20 protein-coding genes and 20 tRNA genes are annotated in these 20,092 nt (G+C 46.0%); 5 read left to right on the forward strand and 35 right to left on the reverse strand.

All coding sequences use genetic code 11. The features are described 5' to 3' along the window. Nucleotides 1–87: 87 nt before the first annotated feature. The 25 genes from OCU77_RS02290 to mutY all read right to left on the reverse strand — a co-directional run bounded on the left by OCU77_RS02290 (nt 88) and on the right by mutY (nt 7,721). The gene (locus OCU77_RS02290; RefSeq protein WP_048899274.1) at nt 88–1,344 is read right to left on the reverse strand and encodes an HD-GYP domain-containing protein; all 1,257 of its coding nucleotides are present in this window, start codon (nt 1,342–1,344) and stop codon (nt 88–90) included. A 308-nt stretch (nt 1,345–1,652) separates the two neighbouring features. Next, nucleotides 1,653–1,728: transfer RNA gene (locus OCU77_RS02295), tRNA-Thr, on the reverse strand. A gap of 45 nt (nt 1,729–1,773) precedes the next feature. Next, nucleotides 1,774–1,849 (reverse strand) — tRNA-Asn (locus tag OCU77_RS02300). A gap of 6 nt (nt 1,850–1,855) precedes the next feature. Then, nucleotides 1,856–1,931: transfer RNA gene (locus OCU77_RS02305), tRNA-Phe, on the reverse strand. Between the two features lie 58 nt (nt 1,932–1,989). Then, nucleotides 1,990–2,065: transfer RNA gene (locus tag OCU77_RS02310), tRNA-Thr, on the reverse strand. A 46-nt stretch (nt 2,066–2,111) separates the two neighbouring features. Beyond that, nucleotides 2,112–2,187: transfer RNA gene (locus OCU77_RS02315), tRNA-Asn, on the reverse strand. 6 nt (nt 2,188–2,193) lie between these two features. Next, nucleotides 2,194–2,269, reverse strand: a tRNA-Phe gene (locus OCU77_RS02320). 58 nt (nt 2,270–2,327) lie between these two features. Beyond that, nucleotides 2,328–2,403 (reverse strand) — tRNA-Thr (locus OCU77_RS02325). A 46-nt stretch (nt 2,404–2,449) separates the two neighbouring features. Then, a tRNA-Asn gene (locus OCU77_RS02330) sits at nt 2,450–2,525 on the reverse strand. Nucleotides 2,526–2,571: 46 nt separating this feature from the next. After that, nucleotides 2,572–2,647, reverse strand: a tRNA-Phe gene (locus OCU77_RS02335). Nucleotides 2,648–2,762: 115 nt separating this feature from the next. Beyond that, complete coding sequence (locus OCU77_RS02340) at nt 2,763–3,386, reverse strand: glutathione S-transferase family protein (RefSeq protein WP_107303190.1); 624 nt, start codon at nt 3,384–3,386, stop codon at nt 2,763–2,765. A gap of 211 nt (nt 3,387–3,597) precedes the next feature. Beyond that, nucleotides 3,598–3,673 (reverse strand) — tRNA-Asn (locus tag OCU77_RS02345). Between the two features lie 6 nt (nt 3,674–3,679). After that, a tRNA-Phe gene (locus OCU77_RS02350) sits at nt 3,680–3,755 on the reverse strand. Nucleotides 3,756–3,813: 58 nt separating this feature from the next. Beyond that, nucleotides 3,814–3,889 (reverse strand) — tRNA-Thr (locus tag OCU77_RS02355). A gap of 46 nt (nt 3,890–3,935) precedes the next feature. Further along, nucleotides 3,936–4,011 (reverse strand) — tRNA-Asn (locus tag OCU77_RS02360). A gap of 6 nt (nt 4,012–4,017) precedes the next feature. After that, nucleotides 4,018–4,093, reverse strand: a tRNA-Phe gene (locus OCU77_RS02365). 58 nt (nt 4,094–4,151) lie between these two features. Continuing rightward, nucleotides 4,152–4,227 (reverse strand) — tRNA-Thr (locus OCU77_RS02370). Nucleotides 4,228–4,273: 46 nt separating this feature from the next. Then, nucleotides 4,274–4,349, reverse strand: a tRNA-Asn gene (locus OCU77_RS02375). A gap of 6 nt (nt 4,350–4,355) precedes the next feature. Continuing rightward, a tRNA-Phe gene (locus OCU77_RS02380) sits at nt 4,356–4,431 on the reverse strand. Nucleotides 4,432–4,489: 58 nt separating this feature from the next. Further along, nucleotides 4,490–4,565, reverse strand: a tRNA-Thr gene (locus tag OCU77_RS02385). Nucleotides 4,566–4,611: 46 nt separating this feature from the next. Then, nucleotides 4,612–4,687, reverse strand: a tRNA-Asn gene (locus tag OCU77_RS02390). Nucleotides 4,688–4,733: 46 nt separating this feature from the next. Further along, nucleotides 4,734–4,809: transfer RNA gene (locus OCU77_RS02395), tRNA-Phe, on the reverse strand. A gap of 188 nt (nt 4,810–4,997) precedes the next feature. Then, nucleotides 4,998–6,131 carry a membrane-bound lytic murein transglycosylase MltC gene (gene mltC / locus OCU77_RS02400; protein WP_048901003.1) on the reverse strand — a complete coding sequence of 378 codons (1,134 nt, stop codon included), beginning with the start codon at nt 6,129–6,131 and terminating at the stop codon, nt 4,998–5,000. A gap of 138 nt (nt 6,132–6,269) precedes the next feature. Beyond that, complete coding sequence (locus tag OCU77_RS02405) at nt 6,270–6,542, reverse strand: oxidative damage protection protein (RefSeq protein WP_048901004.1); 273 nt, start codon at nt 6,540–6,542, stop codon at nt 6,270–6,272. Nucleotides 6,543–6,653: 111 nt separating this feature from the next. After that, entirely contained in the window at nt 6,654–7,721 is a 1,068-nt protein-coding gene (mutY, locus tag OCU77_RS02410; RefSeq protein ID WP_107303069.1) for an A/G-specific adenine glycosylase, read from the reverse strand. Nucleotides 7,722–8,017: 296 nt separating this feature from the next. Between mutY and trmB the strand changes: the two genes are divergently transcribed. From trmB to OCU77_RS02425, 3 genes are all read left to right on the forward strand, one after another. Then, nucleotides 8,018–8,755, forward strand: a complete 738-nt coding sequence (trmB, locus tag OCU77_RS02415; RefSeq protein ID WP_048901005.1) for a tRNA (guanosine(46)-N7)-methyltransferase TrmB — start codon at nt 8,018–8,020, stop codon at nt 8,753–8,755. 89 nt (nt 8,756–8,844) lie between these two features. After that, on the forward strand, nt 8,845–9,765 hold the full coding sequence (glsB, locus tag OCU77_RS02420; RefSeq protein WP_048901006.1) for a glutaminase B: 921 nt from the start codon (nt 8,845–8,847) through the stop codon (nt 9,763–9,765). Between the two features lie 47 nt (nt 9,766–9,812). Further along, on the forward strand, nt 9,813–10,256 hold the full coding sequence (locus OCU77_RS02425) for a hypothetical protein (protein WP_053111906.1): 444 nt from the start codon (nt 9,813–9,815) through the stop codon (nt 10,254–10,256). Between the two features lie 88 nt (nt 10,257–10,344). On the opposite strand, the gene hemW is transcribed toward OCU77_RS02425, so the two are convergent. From hemW to OCU77_RS02460, 7 genes are all read right to left on the reverse strand, one after another. Then, a complete protein-coding gene (gene hemW, locus OCU77_RS02430) occupies nt 10,345–11,505 on the reverse strand; it encodes a radical SAM family heme chaperone HemW (RefSeq protein ID WP_048901007.1) in 1,161 nt (386 codons plus the stop codon). Continuing rightward, the gene (locus OCU77_RS02435; RefSeq protein WP_048901008.1) at nt 11,505–12,098 is read right to left on the reverse strand and encodes an XTP/dITP diphosphatase; all 594 of its coding nucleotides are present in this window, start codon (nt 12,096–12,098) and stop codon (nt 11,505–11,507) included. The genes hemW and OCU77_RS02435 overlap by 1 nt, the downstream gene beginning before the upstream one ends. Before the next feature lie 194 nt (nt 12,099–12,292). Then, on the reverse strand, nt 12,293–12,721 hold the full coding sequence (locus OCU77_RS02440) for a DUF4426 domain-containing protein (RefSeq protein WP_048901009.1): 429 nt from the start codon (nt 12,719–12,721) through the stop codon (nt 12,293–12,295). A 166-nt stretch (nt 12,722–12,887) separates the two neighbouring features. Continuing rightward, on the reverse strand, nt 12,888–13,187 hold the full coding sequence (gene yggU, locus OCU77_RS02445; protein WP_048901010.1) for a DUF167 family protein YggU: 300 nt from the start codon (nt 13,185–13,187) through the stop codon (nt 12,888–12,890). After that, entirely contained in the window at nt 13,184–13,741 is a 558-nt protein-coding gene (locus OCU77_RS02450; RefSeq protein WP_107303068.1) for a YggT family protein, read from the reverse strand. Before OCU77_RS02450 ends, yggU begins: the two co-directional genes overlap by 4 nt. 9 nt (nt 13,742–13,750) lie before the next feature. Beyond that, entirely contained in the window at nt 13,751–14,569 is an 819-nt protein-coding gene (gene proC / locus OCU77_RS02455) for a pyrroline-5-carboxylate reductase (RefSeq protein WP_048901011.1), read from the reverse strand. A gap of 103 nt (nt 14,570–14,672) precedes the next feature. Beyond that, the gene (locus OCU77_RS02460) at nt 14,673–15,383 is read right to left on the reverse strand and encodes a YggS family pyridoxal phosphate-dependent enzyme (protein ID WP_048901012.1); all 711 of its coding nucleotides are present in this window, start codon (nt 15,381–15,383) and stop codon (nt 14,673–14,675) included. Nucleotides 15,384–15,406: 23 nt separating this feature from the next. Here OCU77_RS02460 and OCU77_RS02465 point away from each other — a divergent pair, with 23 nt between their 5' ends. After that, on the forward strand, nt 15,407–16,444 hold the full coding sequence (locus OCU77_RS02465; RefSeq protein WP_048901013.1) for a type IV pilus twitching motility protein PilT: 1,038 nt from the start codon (nt 15,407–15,409) through the stop codon (nt 16,442–16,444). A gap of 9 nt (nt 16,445–16,453) precedes the next feature. Next, nucleotides 16,454–17,560: a PilT/PilU family type 4a pilus ATPase gene (locus OCU77_RS02470; protein WP_048901014.1), complete on the forward strand. Its 1,107-nt coding sequence runs from the start codon at nt 16,454–16,456 to the stop codon at nt 17,558–17,560. 386 nt (nt 17,561–17,946) lie between these two features. Here the strand turns inward: OCU77_RS02470 and ruvX are convergent, their stop codons facing one another. From ruvX to gshB, 3 genes are all read right to left on the reverse strand, one after another. After that, nucleotides 17,947–18,378 carry a Holliday junction resolvase RuvX gene (ruvX, locus tag OCU77_RS02475; protein WP_048901015.1) on the reverse strand — a complete coding sequence of 144 codons (432 nt, stop codon included), beginning with the start codon at nt 18,376–18,378 and terminating at the stop codon, nt 17,947–17,949. After that, nucleotides 18,375–18,938 carry a YqgE/AlgH family protein gene (locus OCU77_RS02480; RefSeq protein ID WP_048901016.1) on the reverse strand — a complete coding sequence of 188 codons (564 nt, stop codon included), beginning with the start codon at nt 18,936–18,938 and terminating at the stop codon, nt 18,375–18,377. Before OCU77_RS02480 ends, ruvX begins: the two co-directional genes overlap by 4 nt. A gap of 196 nt (nt 18,939–19,134) precedes the next feature. Further along, nucleotides 19,135–20,082, reverse strand: coding sequence for a glutathione synthase (gene gshB / locus OCU77_RS02485; RefSeq protein ID WP_048901017.1), 948 nt, complete (start codon nt 20,080–20,082; stop codon nt 19,135–19,137). Between the last annotated feature and the right edge of the window lie 10 nt (nt 20,083–20,092).

Genomic DNA, 20,092 nt, shown 5'->3' on the forward strand with positions numbered 1-20,092 from the left:
TCAACTGCTAGGCATTGGCATTGAAATGAAACGGCTCGTTGAGAGAATCAATGAGCCGTTTTTTTGTTTAACGAGTAGCGATTGGTATTAATCGTTCGGATCAAAGTAGAACGATATCCGCACCCTAGGGTTTAAGTAATCATAAACTTGTTCGGGCAATTTATCGGGCGCAATGGCACGTTCAATTTTTAAATCACTCTCTTCTAAGTCGATGATGGGGGCTTCATTGGAGGGCACCGATGGATCGTAAAGCAGTACATTCGGGAAGAGTAAGCTATTGGTATTGACTGAAATCACCAACCCCAGTTGTTGGTTGGAGAGTTGCACCACACTGCCAGGTGGGTATACCCCCATCAGTTTGACCAGCAACGCCATGTATTCATTGTTGTACTGGGCCTTTTTATTTTTGAATAAATACGACAATGCACTGTAAGGGATCCGTGCTTTGGAGGCATCTTGTGGGTGGCACAGTGAATCATAAGCATTAACCAAAGCGATTAATTGAGCATTGGCTGTGATTTGATCGCCTTTCAGCCCTTTAGGGTAACCCGAACCATCAATCAGCTCATGATGCTGCTCTAGGATAGGTTTAGCAGCCTCTGGGAAGGTATCAGCAAGGTTTGCAAGCTCAAGGCTATACTTGGTATGCAAACGCAGGTAATTCTCTTCTGGCGGCGTTAATGGCGTTGTTTTTCGTAAAATCGCAGTAGGTACTTTGAGTTTGCCCATGTCATGAAAGAGAGCACCCAATGCAATATGCTTAATAGCTTCTGCTGACATGCCATTTGTTTTGGCAAGCATCATCGAAATAATGGCAACATTGAGCGAATGAAAATAAATATCTTCATGTTCTTTTTTGTCATTCATCAAATGCAAGGCGACGTTTTCAGACTCCATCAATGCATCCACCATGGTACTGACTAAGTCATTGGCTTCGTCGATGGCTGTCACAGGGCGGCTCTTTATTTTGCTGACAATTGAGCGTAACTGCGCAAGTGAGCGTGAAAAGTTTTTTTCACAGCGTTGTACACGCAGTTTGTAATTTTTTAGATGCTCAATACGACGCTGCTTTTCTTTCCACAGTTTCTCTGCCTGCTTATCTAAAAACTGACTTTCTTGTTCTGAAATGGCTTCAGGTTTGGCATCAGGCTCAAGAGGGGGATTATCACTCTTTTCTGGGATCAGATAGACGTACTTGAGGTTCAAGTTTTTTATCAGGCGCAGTTGCTGCTGATCTTTGATTTTGAAATGGTTAAGCAGAAATGGGTGATCGGTCCATTGCAAAGGGAGTTTGACGTATAAGCCAGTAGTCAAACGATCTACTGCAAGTTTAATGTTTGCCATGAGTTAAATAGAACAACCAGTTAATGTTAGCGCTAACCGTCTTGGTTTCGCTTTTTAAGTCATCATAATTATTATTGGAATTACTCATCACCACAGAGGCATTTAGTCTCACTAGCCCCTTTATTTGTCATTGTTATGGTTAATGAAAACCACACAATGGCTCAATACGTTATGGCGTAATTGCTCATCATATCAATAATAGCTAGCTGAACAAATATTTGATGGAAAAGACATGTACGAAGCGCGAAAGGGGAGTCATTTTTGACTGGTAAAAAAAAACCTCATCCGAAGATGAGGTTTTCAAAAAATGGTGCCGACTACCGGAGTCGAACTGGTGACCTACTGATTACAAGTCAGTTGCTCTACCTACTGAGCTAAGTCGGCACACTAAATTTTTTGCTTTAAGCTGAATTTCAACTCAAAGTTGTTTGGCTCCCCCTGCAAGACTTGAACTTGCGACATACGGATTAACAGTCCGCCGTTCTACCAACTGAACTAAGGGGGAATTGTATGGTGCCTCGAGGCGGAATCGAACCACCGACACGAGGATTTTCAATCCTCTGCTCTACCGACTGAGCTATCGAGGCAAAAGTCACGCCGAGGCGTTACTTTTGCAAATCTGCTAAAAGCAGTCTTGCTAAAGAATGGTGCCGACTACCGGAGTCGAACTGGTGACCTACTGATTACAAGTCAGTTGCTCTACCTACTGAGCTAAGTCGGCACACGAATTCTTGTTTGTCATCAAGCTACTGCTTAACAACTAAATTTGGCTCCCCCTGCAAGACTTGAACTTGCGACATACGGATTAACAGTCCGCCGTTCTACCGACTGAACTAAGGGGGAATTGTATGGTGCCTCGAGGCGGAATCGAACCACCGACACGAGGATTTTCAATCCTCTGCTCTACCGACTGAGCTATCGAGGCAAAAGTCACGCCGAAGCGTTACTCTTGCAAATCTGCTAAAAGCAATCTTGCTAAAGAATGGTGCCGACTACCGGAGTCGAACTGGTGACCTACTGATTACAAGTCAGTTGCTCTACCTACTGAGCTAAGTCGGCACACGAATTCTTGTTTGTCATCAAGCTATTGCTTAATAACTAAATTTGGCTCCCCCTGCAAGACTTGAACTTGCGACATACGGATTAACAGTCCGCCGTTCTACCGACTGAACTAAGGGGGAATTGTTATCGTTGCTTGCACCATTTTTAACTACTAAAGAGAAGTAATGGTGCCTCGAGGCGGAATCGAACCACCGACACGAGGATTTTCAATCCTCTGCTCTACCGACTGAGCTATCGAGGCAACGGAGCGCATTAAAAAGGTTTTCGGCTTTGTCGTCAACGATTTTTTTTGATCTATTGCTTAACTTTGGTTTTTTTATGCTGATTGATTATAAAACAGCCCAAAACAATGCAAATTATGTCGGGAGTGCTTGTTGTTCTTTGTGAAGTGCACGCATTAAAGCCGGGCGTTGAGAAACAAAAAGGCGATACTTTTCGACATTTGCGGGGAGTTTTTGCTTAAAAGCCGTGGCCCAATTTAGTGTCTGCGTCAAAATGATATCAGCGACTGTCGGTAGGTTGCCGAATAAATAATCGCTTTCAGGAAGCCAATGCGAGGCCACATTGGCTGCTTTCTTAAATTCCCAGCTAGCGACAGCTTGCATTTCGGGCAAACGGATCGGTTCGGGTAGGGCGTAACGATGTTTACCTATGCTCCACAGGGGTTGTTCTAGCTCAGTAATGATAAAACTGAGCCATTGATGGTGGCGAGCTTGTTGTTGCATTGATTGGTGGGGAAGCCAATGTGACCCGTAACGTTCAGCGAGATACAAACAGATCGCAGTGGATTCACACAGGGTAAGATCTTGATCGATCAAGGTGGGGACTTTACCTTCGATATTATGCTTCAAGTAGTCAGTTGTTTTGTGTTCGCCTTGTTGTAGGTTGACGAGATGATATTGCCAATCTAGCCCCAGTTCTTCGAGCAACCATGAAACACGTAATGAGCGACTACGAGGGTATCCATACAAGGTGAGCATGCATCGTCCTTTTGCTGAGTGACATTGTTAACATTAGACGAAGAATAGCTAACGCGAAAAGCCATCATAGTATTTTGTTCTGAGCTACAGATGGTGGATGTTGGGGCGAATAAAAAACGGGAAGAGGGGAGAGATGAAGCTGAGAAATCACAGATACAAAAAAGCCTCATCCGAAGATGAGGCTTTTTCACTCTAGGCTGCCCTAGAAATTTGGCTCCCCCTGCAAGACTTGAACTTGCGACATACGGATTAACAGTCCGCCGTTCTACCGACTGAACTAAGGGGGAATTGTATGGTGCCTCGAGGCGGAATCGAACCACCGACACGAGGATTTTCAATCCTCTGCTCTACCGACTGAGCTATCGAGGCAAAAGTTACGCCTAAGCGTTACTTTTGCAACTCTGCCGAAGCAGAACTTGCTAAAGAATGGTGCCGACTACCGGAGTCGAACTGGTGACCTACTGATTACAAGTCAGTTGCTCTACCTACTGAGCTAAGTCGGCACACGAATTCTTGTTTGTCATCAAGCTACTGCTTAACAACTAAATTTGGCTCCCCCTGCAAGACTTGAACTTGCGACATACGGATTAACAGTCCGCCGTTCTACCGACTGAACTAAGGGGGAATTGTATGGTGCCTCGAGGCGGAATCGAACCACCGACACGAGGATTTTCAATCCTCTGCTCTACCGACTGAGCTATCGAGGCAAAAGTTACGCCTAAGCGTTACTTTTGCAAATCTGCTAAAAGCAGTCTTGCTAAAGAATGGTGCCGACTACCGGAGTCGAACTGGTGACCTACTGATTACAAGTCAGTTGCTCTACCTACTGAGCTAAGTCGGCACACGAATTCTTGTTTGTCATCAAGCTACTGCTTAACAACTAAATTTGGCTCCCCCTGCAAGACTTGAACTTGCGACATACGGATTAACAGTCCGCCGTTCTACCGACTGAACTAAGGGGGAATTGTATGGTGCCTCGAGGCGGAATCGAACCACCGACACGAGGATTTTCAATCCTCTGCTCTACCGACTGAGCTATCGAGGCAAAAGTCACGCCGAAGCGTTACTCTTGCAAATCTGCTAAAAGCAGTCTTGCTAAAGAATGGTGCCGACTACCGGAGTCGAACTGGTGACCTACTGATTACAAGTCAGTTGCTCTACCTACTGAGCTAAGTCGGCACACGAATTCTTGTTTGTCATCAAGCTATTGCTTAATAACTAAATTTGGCTCCCCCTGCAAGACTTGAACTTGCGACATACGGATTAACAGTCCGCCGTTCTACCGACTGAACTAAGGGGGAATTGTTATCGTTGCTTGCACCATTTTTAACTACTAAAGAGAAGTAATGGTGCCTCGAGGCGGAATCGAACCACCGACACGAGGATTTTCAATCCTCTGCTCTACCGACTGAGCTATCGAGGCAACGGAGCGCTATTAAACGGCTTTTGAGCTTTGTCGTCAACCATTTTTTTTAGATAAAACAGTAAATCGGCCTGCTTGGTGGAATTTTACCCAGAGGGGTGGAAGAATCGCATAAATCAAGCAAGTGTTTGGCCGTTTTATCTTGCTAACGTCACTTTCGAATGGAAAGCGATGTTAGCCGATGAGGGTTAAATTTTGCCTTGATTAAACTCTTTTTGGAAAGTCGTCACTTTTTGTAAGTAGCGTCTTGCTTCGGCTTTCGGGTGTTTGTTGGTCAAGGCCCAGTAAACCTGATTGGGTTGCAGGTTATTCAAATCTTTCATTGCCCGCTTGCGATCATTACGATTGAAGGTATTGAGTACGCCGCCCGTACCGCCGTTATAAGCCGAAATCATGCTGTAGTGCAGCGACGTTGGGTGTTTGACATCGCGTAAGTATCGATTTTTTAAAATGTAAAAGTAGGCGGTACCTGTATCGATATTTTTAACTGGGTCGAACAAATACTCAGGTGATGGCACGCCTGATTTCTTTTTCACTAACTTAAAGACATCGGCCCCAGCCGTTTTTGGGACAACCTGCATTAACCCGTACGCATTCGCATGGCTTACGGCATAAGGGTTAAAGCTGCTTTCCGTTTTGATGATGGCGTAAATCAGATCTTCATTGATTCCATAACGCTTTGAGGCATCACGCACTATGCTCGCGTATTTATAGCCACGCTTGTCGACATGGTTAGCCACCATAGGGATCTCAACGTAATAGGCTTGCTGAAAGCGTACTTTGCGCTTTTTGATCTTGTTTTTAACTAAATAGTCGGCAAAGCGATTGGCACGCCATGACCACTCAACTGGCTTTTTATCTTGATCCAGTACTTGGCCAAATAGAAAGGGTTTACCACCGACTTGGATTTTTTGATCCGAGTAGAGATCGACACCAGCAGGATCGTCGGGGGTTAAAAGGGTGGTGACGATAGCCGCTTTTAAGTGTTTTTCAGGATCGGTTTTAGCGACTGTTCCCACTACCACGACACCACGGTCAAAGTCGACGTGAGCACGGCTTTGGTAGCCATCAGTGTATTTTACGTAGTGGTGTTTACTTGCGATCATGCTGTCGTTGCCCCAATAGCGTTCGACTTCGCCATTGAAGGAATTGATCAGTTTATCGAGGGCCACCAAATCTTTGGTGAACTGACCTGGGAGTGGTGCTAGGTTATTGGCAAAACGGTTGGTGGTGGTGTAATCCACATCGTATATTTTTTCAATAAACTCACGGCTACAGCCACTTAGCGCAAGTAGAGATAACAGAACTAAACGTTTTTTCATAACACCGACAGATAAAAAAATGACACCATTTATGTAGCGACAAATGATGTCATTTTCTGAACGCCACAGTAAGTCTTTTTCATTTTAATGATGACAAATCGTGACGCTCAATAGCTATATCATCAAGATACCGCTGTTTTATTCACTTGGTGGCATATAGCCATCAATGATCACGTCTTGGCCTTCAAACAGGAATTTAACCATTTCTGTTTCAAGTAATTTACGGTGCTCGACATCCATCATGTTAAGCTTTTTCTCATTGATCAGCATGGTTTGTTTACCTTGCCATTCAGCCCAAGCTTCTTTAGAGATGTTGTCGAAAATGCGTTTACCAAGTTCACCTGGGTAAAGTTGGAAATCTAAACCTTCCGCATCTTTTTTAAGGCGAGTACAAAATACAGTACGGCTCATTGAGCGGCTCCTTCAGTCATAACCTTATTACGTACGCAGCTAGTTATACCAGAGTGTCGCGACAGCTGCCAGAACTCCCATGCCTATCGCAAATCCACTCATTTTTTAGGGTTAACCGTTTACCAGCTGATAGTGCAAGCTCGCTAAAATCTGTTGAACGGGCGCGGCTAAGCCAATTTTTGCAGGCTGGCGTAAATTATACCATTGGCCATTTTCTCGGATCTGGCATGGCTGCTTATCCAAGGTGAAATGCATGGGAGTAATGTCGAGATGGTAATGGCTAAACGTGTGACGAAAAGCAGTCAATTGCTCTTGTGCTACGACATTCGCTTGAGTGGCGAGGCGCTGTTCAACCAGATCGGCTAATTGATCGTTATCGTGTTGTGGGAAACACCACAGTCCACCCCAAATGCCAGTTTGTGGGCGTTGTTCTAGCCAGACTTCATCGCCATGCTGCAAAATGACAAACCATGTCTGCTTTTCTGGCATTACTTTCTTGGGCTTTTTGCCGGGGAAGTCGGCTTGGCGCTCTTGTGCTTTGGCTTGGCATATATCATTAACCGGACACAATTCGCACTTGGGCTTACTACGGGTACAAATCATCGCCCCCATGTCCATCATAGCTTGGTTATACCGTTCCACACCTTGTGTGGGGGTATTGGCATCAGCAATCTCCCACAGTGCATTTTCGACCGACTTTTTACCGGGCCAGCCTTCGACGGCATAGCAACGTGAAAGGGTTCGCTTGACGTTACCATCTAAAATCGAATGATGTTGTTTAAGTGATAGCGAGAGTACCGCCCCCGCAGTTGAACGCCCAATGCCAGGCAGGGCCTGAACTTGATCGATATCGGTTGGGAAAACGCCGCCATGTTCGTTCACTATGCATTGCGCTGCTTTGTGCAGATTACGTGCTCGGGCATAATAACCCAGCCCAGTCCATAGGTGTAGGACTTCATCTTGTTCAGCGGCGGCCAGATCTTGCACGGTAGGAAAACGGGCCAAGAAGCGCTCGAAGTAAGGAATAACAGTTGCAACTTGAGTTTGTTGCAACATGATTTCGCTTAGCCAGACTTTATAAGGCGTTTTTTCTAATTGCCAAGGCAAGGTTTTACGGCCAAATTTATCGTACCAAGCTAAAATAGCGTGGGAGAAGGCATTGTTGACAGGATTGCTCACAGGACTCTACTTAGGCGCGTCGATAGCACGCTCTTTAATGTGTTTAGTTTTGTGTATTGCGACGTTATATTCGGCATGGATTGCATCATAAAGTCAGTGTTCTCGCAATGGCAGCCATGACAGTTATCGTGTCGTTCGTTGAGATTGATTCGGGCGTGATCTGCGCGGTTAATGTTTTTTTCTGTTCTTGATGGTATAAGCAGGTGCTGAATTCGACATCAGACTTGCACTTATCTCATAACTTTGGATAATGCCGTCGCTTAGTTTTTATTCTTTTCTAGTTTAGGAAACCCCCCATGAGTGAAGTTACAAAGAAGTCTGGCGACGTTACGCTGACTGAATTTACTGAAGACGGTAAGCTGGTTCGTAAGATCCGTAGCTTTGTTCGTCGTGAAGGTCGTTTAACCAAAGGCCAAGAAATGGCGATGGAAAAACACTGGCCGACTATGGGTGTGGACTTCGTTAAAGAAAACCTAAACTGGGCTGAAGAATACAACCGTGAAGCACCTGTTGTACTTGAAATTGGTTTTGGTATGGGCGCATCGCTAGTTGAAATGGCGAAGAACGCACCAGAGAAAAACTTTATTGGTATTGAAGTACACAGCCCTGGTGTTGGCGCATGTCTAATGGCGGCAGGTGAAGCTGAACTGACTAACCTTCGTGTAATGTGTCACGATGGCGTGGAAGTGTTTGATTACATGATCCCAGACAATAGCCTAGATACAGTTCAACTGTTCTTCCCTGACCCATGGCACAAAGCGCGTCATCACAAACGTCGCATTGTTCAACCTGAATTCGTTGAAATGCTACGCAAGAAGCTTAAAATCGGTGGTGTATTCCACATGGCGACAGACTGGGAAAACTATGCTGAGCACATGGTTGAAGTGATGAATGCAGCCCCAGGCTACAAAAACACGGCAACTGATGGTGATTACATCCCTCGTCCAGAAGATCGCCCATTAACGAAATTTGAAGCACGTGGTCACCGTTTAGGTCACGGCGTGTGGGACATGAAATTCGCGCGTACTGAGTAATTCATCACGTAAAAATGCACTGAATTAACAGCCACCGTAATTTAAAAAGCCAACCTAGTGTTGGCTTTTTTGCCCTTGGAGTTGAAGAAATGAAACCAACAGAAGAGTTACTCGCTGGTATTTTGGATGAGGTTAGACCCTTAATTGGTAAGGGAAAAGTAGCCGACTATATTCCTGCCTTAGCCGAAGTTTCACCGAATAAACTGGGTATTGCCGTGTGTTATAACGACGGTGAAATTATTCAAGCAGGTGACAGTAGCGAATGTTTTTCTATTCAATCGATCTCCAAGGTGCTGAGCCTGACATTGGCGATGACCTTATATGAGCCAGAAGAGATCTGGCAACGGGTCGGTAAAGAGCCGTCGGGCCATGCGTTTAATTCGATGATCCAGCTTGAGCTTGAAAATGGTATTCCACGTAACCCCTTTATCAATGCGGGCGCACTCGTGGTGTCGGATTTACTGCACAGTCGTTTGTCTGCCCCACAATATCGCATGCTAGAGCAAGTGCGTGAGCTTGCCTGTAATCCGCATATTATCTACGACAAAGTCGTCGCCAGTTCGGAAATGCAGCATAGCGATCGTAATGCCTCTATTGCGTACTTAATGCGTTCATTTGGCAACTTTGAAAATGAAGTGATGCCAGTGCTCACTAACTATTTTAGCTATTGTTCGCTGCGAATGAGTTGTGTTGATTTAGCACGTACCTTCAGTTACTTAGCAAATAAAGGACTTCCTTTAGGCGCAAAAAAAACCATTATCAGCCAAACTCAGAGTAAGCAAATGAATGCATTGCTTGCGACCTGTGGCTTGTACGATGGCGCAGGGGAGTTTGCTTATCGTGTTGGGATGCCGGGTAAATCTGGGGTCGGTGGCGGCATTGTTGCTATCGTGCCGGGTGAAATGACGATCTGTGTATGGTCGCCAGAACTGGATCCTTCCGGTAACTCATTAGCGGGTACGGCAGCACTGGAATTACTTGCTGAGCGTATTGGCCGTTCAATTTTCTAGGGTGAGTTAGGTTTGTCCATCACCCTTTGTCGTTTAAAGGGGATGAGATGACAGGACTGAAGCAACCACGGAATAAACTACAGCAGCACACGATATCGGGTGTGTTTTTTCGCACTGTCTCAGCCGCGTTTATCTCGCTTGCGGTGTTAGGGGTGAGTGCGCTACAAGCCTGTGAACCCACTTGGCATAACCAAGTCTCCGTCGAACAAGGGGCGCTATCTCTCAATGACGGCAAACATGCCTTTACTGTCAATGCCGAGGGTAAGCTCTATTTTGGTGTTCATCGAGTGGCGTTAAATGCGGAGCAACAGCAGGTGCTATTGGATTATCATCAATTGATGGTAGCGGATTTGACGCAAGCCTCGCCAGTGAGTGCTTCTAGCGAAATGAATGCGGATCTTTGTCAAAAAATAGCGAAGCGTCAGCAGCAAGAGCAGCACATTCAATCGATTATCCCAGCCCTAAAGGCTTGGCGTAGTGTGACTTTGTGAATGTGAATACGTTATAACAGACAATAAAAAACGCGAATGTGGTGAGCATTCGCGTTTTTTGTTTTGACGCTAAAACTAGGCTTGATTGTTACTCGTCGTCTTCAGCGACAAAAGCGGCTAGTAAGTCGTTTAAGAATAACTTGCCGTGCTCGGTGATCTGCCATTGATCGTCTTGATCCTGTAAGAAGTTTTGCTCGATGGCCCAGTTGATGGTTGGTGCAATCGCGCTGAGTGGCAATCCTGTACGATCGACAAAGTCTTGCTTTGGACAGGCTTCTAATAAGCGGAAGCGGTTCATGAAGAATTCAAAGGGACGATCTTCCAGTGCAACTTCCGTGGCTTGATCAAGGTAGGGCTTGGTTGGATTCAAATAGCCACGTGGGTGTTTTACTTTGACGGTACGAATAATACGCCCATCAGCAAAACTGACTTTACCGTGCGAGCCACAACCAATGCCGAGGTAGTCACCAAAACGCCAATAGTTAAGGTTATGACGGCATTGATAACCTGGCTTGCTATAACCTGAAATTTCGTACTGCACATAGCCTGCGTCAGCCAGCAATTGATGACCTTGCTCGAAAATATCCCACAAATTGTCATCATCAGGCAGCGTTGGTGGCTTTGAATAGAACAAGGTGTTCGGCTCAATGGTCAGTTGGTACCAAGACAAATGCGGTGGATTTTGAGCGATAGCTTGCTTGAGATCTGACATTGCATCATCAAGCGATTGATCGGGTAAGCCGTGCATTAAATCGAGGTTAAAACTGTTTAAGCCTGCATCGGTTGCCAATAGTGCTGCTTTTTTTGCTTCATCGCTACCGTGAATACGGCCCAAGCGTGTTAGTTTTTCATCTTGGAAGCTTTGCACGCCAATAGAGATGCGGTTTACCCCCGCTTGGCGATAAGCGTCAAAACGCCCAGCCTCGACGGTGCCCGGGTTGGCTTCCATGGTGATTTCAATATCATCACTAAATGGAATCCGCGCTTGGATCCCTGCTAATAAGCGGCCAATTTCCGGTGGTGAGATCAAGCTTGGCGTGCCACCACCAATAAAGATTGAGTGAAGCGGCCGTACACCACTATCAAGCTGATAAGCGGCTAAATCAATATCAAGATCATCAAGTAGTGCATCGATGTAGTCGAGTTCGGGAATGTCCGCTTTTAAGGCGTGCGAGTTGAAATCGCAGTAGGGACACTTTTGCACACACCAAGGGATATGAACGTATAGGCTAAGCGGTGGTACTTGCATTAGGCTTCCTTAAGCGCAGCAAACAGTTTTTGCAGTGCTTTGCCGCGATGCGACAGTTGTTTCTTACGCATCGGCTCTAGTTGTGCTGATGCGCACTGATCTTCGGGTACCCAGAACACAGGATCGTAGCCGAAACCATTGTCACCGTGGGTCTCCGTTAGGATGCTACCTTCCCAGCTACCGTGGCATACCAAAGGTGTTGGATCATTTTCGTGACGCATCATCACCAGCACACAGTGGAAACGCGCAGTACGCTCTTCTGCAGGTACGCCTTGCATTGCGTCAAGAAGCTTGTCGATATTTTGCTGATCGCTTGCGTTTTCACCCGCGTAACGGGCTGAGTAAATACCGGGTGCGCCTTTTAGGTAATCCACTTCAAGGCCTGAATCATCGGCGATAGCGGGTAGCCCCGTTTCTTTGGCGGCGTGACGCGCTTTGATGATCGCATTTTCAATAAAAGTGGTGCCTGTTTCAGCCACTTCAGAGACGTTGTAATCACTTTGTGCAACCACATTAAAACCGAAATCAGCCAGAATAGTAGCCATTTCTTTTACTTTGCCTTGGTTGCCTGTTGCTAGTACAAGTTTGCTCATTACTTTTCCTCTGAAGTGCAGTCATTGTATCTGCCGCGCATCATACCCCATTCAATCACTTGATTCAGCAGATTGGTTTCGCAGCTTGGTGGCGTTGCTAGGTTCCGTCGGTTGTTAACTCGTTCGGACAGCGAGAAAAGAAAAGGCGGCTAAGAATAACTTAACCGCCTGATATCAATCATTTAGTTCTCACCCTAATCGACAAAGAAAGTTTGCTTAAAATTAATGCTACCATTGGTACCGTTTTGGCTGACATCGATATTAAATTTCAAGCTTTCTTCATTGGCATGGCTAATTTCTGCGATGTAATAAATGGCTTTGCCTTCGCGAATTTCGCGAAACGATAAGCGCTTTTCATTGCCGAGCAAATTGCGAGCTGTACCAGACAGTACTGCTGTAACCGCAGGTTTCCCTTGCTGGTTTTTATCTAGAACGGTGACATTCACGACGGCTGAATAACGACTACGTTGAATACGGTAAGTACTGGCCACTTCAGGGGTGAGAAAGGTCGATGGGAAACTCGAATAGTGTACTTCCAGATCGCCTATATTTTTGAGTTGTTCGGCTTGGGCTGGTAAGGCGCTGAACAAAAGCGCAGACAGCAAAAAAAATAGCTTTTTCATGACATTATCCTTTTGTTACTCACAGATATTTTATTTGTCGTTAATTAATAAGACCGGAGTGGTGTTAGTTAATTACTGAAAACATCGGTGGGTAGTGCAGCGACTCCCCTAAGTATAGAGGAGTCGGGCAAATCCTTATGCGTAGCCATCATCGTTAAGATGACAGTTACGAATGTAATAGAGGTGCTACGCTGTCCGGAATGGTTTTGGGGCTTTCAATGCGAACTTGCTTATGTCGCCCCTGCATGCCTTTTTCAATGTTCACTTGCCCTTTCGCCACTTTAAATTGCTTGGCAAGGTATTTAGCAAGGTGAGCATTGGCTTTACCGTCGACTGGTGGTGCGGTAATGGCGATTTTGAGTTCATCACCATGCAAACCCACGATTTGATCGCGGCTGGCTTTCGGCTGAATATACAGCCGAATAATAAGATCATCACCAGTACGAGCAACAGCATCTTGACTCATAGTTGGAACCAAACCGGACCAATAATATCGCCCATTAGGAAGTTCGCGAACTGCAAGCCAATGAATAGTACCAGCACACTCAGATCCAAACCGCCCATTTGCGGCAGGATACGACGAATAGGCGCTGTTAGTGGTTCTGTTAACTGGTGCATCACGTATTCAATCGGGCTACGGCCTTGGCTCACCCAGCTAAGGATGGCACGGATAAGAAGTACCCAGAATAATAGCCCACCAGCTGCTTTTAGCATGGCCAATGCGCCAACCCATAAGAAATCAGGGCTGAACATCATGTTACCGCCGCTCACTACCATTTGTAGTGAAAGGAATTTCACTACGCTTAATACGTATGCCAGCAATAAAGTCGCTAAATCTAGCGAGCCGATTGATGGAATAACACGGCGTAGCGGTGCCACGATAGGTTGCGTCGCTTTAATCACAAATTGTGAGAACGGGTTATAGAAATCCGCTCGTGACCACTGTAACCATACCCGCAGTAATACGACCATAATGTAGAGGTCAAATACCGTATTTAGTAAAAAAGCCATTGCATTCATATAGTAACCTTAAAAAAGTTTTTCCATTTCTTCAGCGCGAGAGACTGCAGCACGCATTGCTTTTGCTACTGTATCACTCAGCTGATGTTCGTTAAATGTGCGAAGTGCTTCTGCGGTGGTACCGCCCTTTGAAGTCACTTGTTCACGCAGGGTTGAAAGTTCAGTTTCTGGGTTAGCCTTCACCATTTCGGCTGCACCCAATGCTGACTGCTGAACTAGCATACGTGCTGTTTCAGCATCAAAACCTTGGTTAATGGCTTCTTTTTGCATGGCTTCCATGAATAAGAAGAAATAGGCAGGGGCACTGCCCGCAGCGGCAATCACGGCATTAATGCCAGACTCTTGCTCGACCCAACAAGCTTCGCCGACAGCTTGCATCAGTTGTTCTGCGAAGGCTTTATCTTGCTGGCTAACAATTGCCGATGCGTATAAGCCACTCATTCCTTTGCCGATTAGCGAAGGTGTATTTGGCATGACACGAACCAACTTTAGCTCGCAAGCCAACATCTCATTTAATCGCTGTGCAGAAATACCCGCAGCAATTGAAATCACGAGTTTGTTGTCGAAGTTAATACCTTGCAGCTTTTCACATACAGAAGCCATTAACTGTGGCTTAACTGCCAGAACAATGACATCAGCATGTTCTGCGGCACGGATGTTATCGTGGTCGGTATGAATACCATATTGGCGCGCCAGTGGTTCTCGACGCTCGGCACTCGGTGCTGTGGCTGTGATGAGGTTGGCGTTGTAACCACTGGTTACGAGCCCTGCAATAATAGAGTGGGCCATATTGCCCGCACCAATAAAGGTGATTGAGCGTTGTTCCATTGAATAAGGCTCCTTGCCTGTTAACCCTTACCCTTTATTTATGGGGGTAAGTAATCATCTTTTCTAGGGCAGGTGCTATTGGCACATGCTTGATTGTTTGTGACTAAGTATTAGTTGGGTAATCGCGAGCACCAAAAATTGCGGTACCAATACGAACAATGGTGCTACCCGCGGCAATGGCTGCATCCATGTCACCACTCATTCCCATTGAAAGGGTATCGAGTTGAGGGTGCTCGGCTTGCAGTGTGGTCATTGCATCGGACAATGATTGAAACGCAGCGAGTTGACTGTCGTAGTCATGCGCTTTTTCGGGGATCGACATTAATCCGCGCAAGACTAAATTTGGCATGCTAGCAATGTCAGCTGCGACCCCCGCGAGTTCATCAAAGGTTAAGCCTGATTTACTGACTTCACCGCTGGTGTTTACCTGCAGCAAGACATTGAGTGGAGCACTATCACTGGGACGTTGCTCGCTAAGGCGACGGGCAACCTTGACGCGATCAATGGAATGAACCCAATCAAAGTGCTCTGCAATAGGGCGGGTTTTATTTGACTGGATTGGACCGATAAAATGCCAAACTAAGGTGTCCGCATGTGGCGTGGTACGAAAGTGCTGCACTTTCTCGACACCTTCTTGCACATAATTTTCACCAAATGCGCAGTGGCCTGCTGCTATCGCTTCATCGATAGCAGCAATAGGTTTTGTTTTACTCACCGCCAACAGTTGCACTGAATCGGCGTCTCGCCCGCATTTTTCAGCTGCTGAAGCGATCTGAGTGATGACCTGTTCAATATTTTGCTTGATACTACTCATAATTGATTCTGTGGGGAAAATTAATGGATATCACCGAACTACTGGACTTTAGTGTAAAGCATAATGCCTCTGATCTGCATCTTTCTGCAGGGGTTCCACCAATTATTCGTGTTGACGGTGATGTACGTAAACTGAGTTTACCTGCTTTAGCGCATAGCGAGGTGCATCGTTTAGTTTTTGACATTATGAATGATGCACAGCGTCGTGAGTATGAAGAAAAGCTCGAAGTGGACTTTTCGTTCGAATTACCTGATGTAGGTCGCTTTAGGGTGAATGCGTTTCACCAGTCTCGCGGCAGTGCCGCGGTTTTTCGTACCATCCCTATGAATGTGCCAACGCTAGAGTCATTAAAAGTACCTGATATTTTTTACGATATCGCCCAGTTGCCGCGTGGCTTAGTGTTGGTAACGGGCGCAACGGGATCGGGTAAATCGACCACAATTGCGGCTTTGGTTGATTACATCAATGAAAACTATAACCGCCATATCCTGACGATTGAAGATCCGGTTGAATTTGTTCACCACAGCAAGCGTAGCTTGATTAACCAACGTGAAGTTCACCGCGATACCCACAGTTTTCAGGCTGCGTTGCGTTCATCGTTGCGTGAAGATCCCGATGTGATTTTGGTGGGTGAGCTGCGAGATCAAGAAACCATTAGCTTGGCGCTGACAGCGGCAGAAACGGGCCACTTAGTATTAGGAACACTGCATACCAGCTCAGCGGCGAAAACCATTGACCGTATTATCGATGTTTTCCCTGGTAATGATAAATCTATGGTGCGATCTATGTTGTCTGAGTCATTGCGGGCGGTGGTTTCACAAAGTTTGTTGAAATGTACCAGTGGCGGTCGTGTTGCCTCCCATGAAATTATGATGGCGACTCCCGCGATCCGAAACTTGATCCGCGAAGATAAAGTCGCACAAATGTATTCCATGATCCAAACCGGCTCAGCATCGGGGATGCAGACCATGGATCAAAGCATCAAGATGCTGGTGGCACAAGGCATGGTAGAGGCTGAAGAAGGCCGACGTGTACTTGATAGCGCAGCAAACAGAATGTAGGAGCGAGCAGTGACTTTACAAGACATTCTTGACCAGATGGTCGCGAACAAAGCCTCGGATCTTTATATCACGGTGGATTCGCCGTGTTTGTTGAAAATAGACGGTCAACTACAAGCCGTCGGTGACAAGCTGGATCGTGCGGGTGTGGATGCACTGTTTGCTGATGCTTTGGATTCTCAATTAACCCACGAATTTAAGACCACCCGCGAAGCCAATTTTGCCTTGGTACGTAATGAATTACGTTTTCGTGTGAGTGCTTTTTGGCAGCGTGAGTTACCGGGTATGGTGTTGCGTCGTATCGAAACGCAAATTCCTCGCTTGGGTGATTTATCACTTCCCATTGATATGGAACGGATGGCACTGGCGAAGCGTGGTTTGGTGTTGGTTGTTGGGGCAACGGGATCGGGTAAATCCACGTCGATGGCCGCCATGACTGGCTTTAGAAATAGTCAACGCAGTGGGCATATTTTAACGGTGGAAGATCCGATTGAGTTTGTCCACCAGCATGATAAATGTATCGTGACCCAGCGTGAAGTTGGGCTTGATACCGAAAGTTATGAAGTGGCGCTGAAGAACTCGTTGCGCCAAGCGCCTGACATGATTTTGATTGGTGAGATCCGTACGCCTGAAACCATGGAGTATGCGATGAATTTTGCCGAGACAGGCCACTTATGTATGGCAACCTTGCATGCTAATAATGCCAACCAAGCACTTGAGCGTATCTTGCATTTGGTGCCTAAAGAGCGTCGTGATCAGTTTTTGTTTGATCTGTCGTTGAACTTGAAATGTGTATTGGCACAGCAGTTGATCCCCGATGCGCATGGGGTCGGGCGACACGCCGCCTTTGAGCTTTTGATCAATACACCAAGGGTCGCAGATCTGATCCGTCGTGGTGAATTACATGAAATAAAAGACACCATGGCGAAAGGGACTGACTCGGGAATGATGACCTTTGATCAATCCTTATTTGAACTATTCAGTGATGGAAAAATTACTGAACAAGATGCGTTACACCATGCTGATTCAGCGAATGATTTGCGCTTAATGATCAAAAAAGGTGATAAATTCCAGAAAGGTAATAGTAGCTTAGAAGGAGTAACAGTGAGCTTTGATTAGCGGTAATTAGTATTACGCTTATCATGATCGAATAGCACTAGGGTTACTATGTGACAAAAGCTAAATAAACTGAAGAATTTACTTAAACCTCTATTCTATAGAGGTTTTTTTATACCTGTCGATCTTGATGATCAGCAATACAAGCTTTTGAGTATATATAGTCCAAAAGCTGTACAGGCTGATCAACCCTTATGCGACGCGGATCTGAATGGATCGATAAAAGCGACGCTGGGGAATGTGCAGTTATTGGCTGGATAGTAGATAAAAAGCTGATCTTTATGGCGAGGGAGATCTTTGGGTACAACGAGATTATGTCGATGAGAATAAAAACGACGGCATGAGGTATGCCGTCGTTTTAGAAAACAGATTGAAGGGGGATGAGAAAGTTATTCGCCGTATTGACGTTCGAACCAACTTTCTAAAATAACCACTGCCGACTGGGAGTCAATATTCCCCTTACTTAGTGAGCGGAAGCCGCCTTGGTTGAATAAATCTGATTTGGCTTCAACTGTGGTTAGGCGCTCATCGTGCAGTTCAACCTTACAGCCAAAACGACCGTGCAGACGGTTTGCAAACTTTTTCGCGCGCGGAGTAATCGTTGGTAGTTCATTACCTTCGAGATCGAGCGGTAGGCCGACAACAACCAAATCCGGTTGCCATTCTTTGAGTAGCTTTTCGATGTCATCCCAGTTAGGAACGCCATCGCGGGCTTTGAATGCATTTAATGGATTAGCAGTACCAGTTAGCTCTTGGCCAATAGCAGCACCTATGCTGGTGGTCCCGTAGTCAAACGCTAATACACTTCGAGAGTTGCTCATGCATGTCCTTTATCAATGGAAAGATTGGCGGCATTGATACCCAGTTTTGCAACGGCTTTTTGCCAGCGCTCGTTAATCGGGGTATCAAAAAGAATTGCGGGATCGGCCTCAATAGTGAGCCAGTGATTATCCACCAATTCTTGTTCAAGTTGACCTGCATCCCAGCCTGCATAGCCTAAAGCGACTAAGAATTTTTCAGGTGAGTCGTCAGAGCCTAGGATAGCGAGAATATCTTTTGACGTAGTGACACTCAGGTGAGGGGTGACTTGGATGCTGGAGCTGAATACGCCACCGTGATTGTGTAGAACAAAACCACGATCGCTCGAGACTGGACCACCATTAAAGACGGGCTGCTCTAGCCGTTGCGCTTGGGTCACAGGTAAACTGCGTTCAAGATCGAGCTGCTCCAGCATATTTGTTAATGAAATATCGATAGGCACATTAACCACAACACCCATCGCCCCTTCATCATTGTGCTCACACACATAAACCACACTACGCTTGAAGCTGGAATCTTGTAAGGACGGCATCGCAATCAAAAAATGATTTGTCAGATCCATTATCTAGGGTACCTCATGGCGTACAGAAAACAGGGAAACAGAATACTGGTAAGTATGCCGAGGAATTGGCGAACTGTCGATGATGGCTTGGTGCAGTGCGGCTCAGAAAAGAAAATCGCCCATTATTTATTACTGACTATTTAGTGTTACAAGGTCGGTAATACGTGATGGGCGAGTCAAATAGCGTTGGGATTAATTAAGCCTGGATACGACGCTCAATTGCATCCATCAGCTTACCTGTGATTGAGATATCAAAGGCTGCTTCGATTTCACGGATACAGGTTGGGCTGGTCACGTTGATTTCAGTGAGCTTATCGCCAATCACATCCAGACCAACAAAGATCAGACCTTTTTCTTTTAGTATTGGCGCGACAGTTTCTGCGATCTTGCGATCGGTTTCACTGATAGGGCGTGCTTCACCACGGCCACCAGCGGCCAAGTTACCACGGGTTTCACCCTTGGCTGGAATACGCGCTAAGCAGTACGGCATAGGTTCACCATCAACCACTAAGATACGCTTATCGCCGTTGCTGATATCAGGCACAAACGTCTGTGCCATGCAGTAGTTTTCACCCATTGCTGTTAAGGTTTCGATAATCACTGAAACGTTAGGGTCACCTTTCATTACGCGGAAGATCGATGAACCACCCATACCGTCAAGCGGTTTTAGGATCACATCACCATGTTCTTGGTGGAAGGCTTTGATTTTGTCAGCACGACGTGTCACTAGCGTGGTTGGTGTGAGTTCTGGGAACCATGCAGTGAACAGTTTTTCGTTACAATCGCGCAGGCTTTGCGGTTTGTTAACGATCAACGCCCCTTCGTTTTCAGCACGCTCAAGAATGTAAGTGGCGTAGATGTATTCTGTGTCGAACGGAGGATCTTTACGCATCAGTACGGCATCAAGATCCGACAGCGCAATTTCTTGTTCGCTTTGGAATTCAAACCAGCCGTTTGGATCTTCTTGCAGCGTAACCGTACGAGTACGTGCAACCGCTTTTCCCTGTTCTAGCGATAGGTCATTCATTTCCATGTAATGAATTTCCCAACCACGGCGCTGAGCTTCCATCATCATGGCAAAGCTGGAGTCTTTTTTAATGTTGATAGACTCGATAGGGTCCATCACGATACCCAGTTTGATCATTGCTGTTTTC

Origin of the sequence: Photobacterium swingsii (assembly GCF_024346715.1) — a bacterium.
GTDB classification, from domain to species: domain Bacteria; phylum Pseudomonadota; class Gammaproteobacteria; order Enterobacterales; family Vibrionaceae; genus Photobacterium; species Photobacterium swingsii.

Excerpts from the sequence above, each read along its gene's own strand:
- OCU77_RS02290 (WP_048899274.1), bottom strand. The coding sequence starts at position 1,344 with ATGGCAAACATTAAACTTGCAGTAGATCGTTTGACTACTGGCTTATAC.
- OCU77_RS02340 (WP_107303190.1), bottom strand. The coding sequence starts at position 3,386 with ATGCTCACCTTGTATGGATACCCTCGTAGTCGCTCATTACGTGTTTCA.
- mltC (WP_048901003.1), bottom strand. The coding sequence starts at position 6,131 with ATGAAAAAACGTTTAGTTCTGTTATCTCTACTTGCGCTAAGTGGCTGT.
- OCU77_RS02405 (WP_048901004.1), bottom strand. The coding sequence starts at position 6,542 with ATGAGCCGTACTGTATTTTGTACTCGCCTTAAAAAAGATGCGGAAGGT.
- trmB (WP_048901005.1), top strand. The coding sequence starts at position 8,018 with ATGAGTGAAGTTACAAAGAAGTCTGGCGACGTTACGCTGACTGAATTT.
- glsB (WP_048901006.1), top strand. The coding sequence starts at position 8,845 with ATGAAACCAACAGAAGAGTTACTCGCTGGTATTTTGGATGAGGTTAGA.
- OCU77_RS02425 (WP_053111906.1), top strand. The coding sequence starts at position 9,813 with ATGACAGGACTGAAGCAACCACGGAATAAACTACAGCAGCACACGATA.
- hemW (WP_048901007.1), bottom strand. The coding sequence starts at position 11,505 with ATGCAAGTACCACCGCTTAGCCTATACGTTCATATCCCTTGGTGTGTG.
- OCU77_RS02435 (WP_048901008.1), bottom strand. The coding sequence starts at position 12,098 with ATGAGCAAACTTGTACTAGCAACAGGCAACCAAGGCAAAGTAAAAGAA.
- OCU77_RS02440 (WP_048901009.1), bottom strand. The coding sequence starts at position 12,721 with ATGAAAAAGCTATTTTTTTTGCTGTCTGCGCTTTTGTTCAGCGCCTTA.
- yggU (WP_048901010.1), bottom strand. The coding sequence starts at position 13,187 with ATGAGTCAAGATGCTGTTGCTCGTACTGGTGATGATCTTATTATTCGG.
- OCU77_RS02450 (WP_107303068.1), bottom strand. The coding sequence starts at position 13,741 with ATGAATGCAATGGCTTTTTTACTAAATACGGTATTTGACCTCTACATT.
- proC (WP_048901011.1), bottom strand. The coding sequence starts at position 14,569 with ATGGAACAACGCTCAATCACCTTTATTGGTGCGGGCAATATGGCCCAC.
- OCU77_RS02460 (WP_048901012.1), bottom strand. The coding sequence starts at position 15,383 with ATGAGTAGTATCAAGCAAAATATTGAACAGGTCATCACTCAGATCGCT.
- OCU77_RS02465 (WP_048901013.1), top strand. The coding sequence starts at position 15,407 with ATGGATATCACCGAACTACTGGACTTTAGTGTAAAGCATAATGCCTCT.
- ruvX (WP_048901015.1), bottom strand. The coding sequence starts at position 18,378 with ATGAGCAACTCTCGAAGTGTATTAGCGTTTGACTACGGGACCACCAGC.
- OCU77_RS02480 (WP_048901016.1), bottom strand. The coding sequence starts at position 18,938 with ATGGATCTGACAAATCATTTTTTGATTGCGATGCCGTCCTTACAAGAT.
- gshB (WP_048901017.1), bottom strand. The coding sequence starts at position 20,082 with ATGATCAAACTGGGTATCGTGATGGACCCTATCGAGTCTATCAACATT.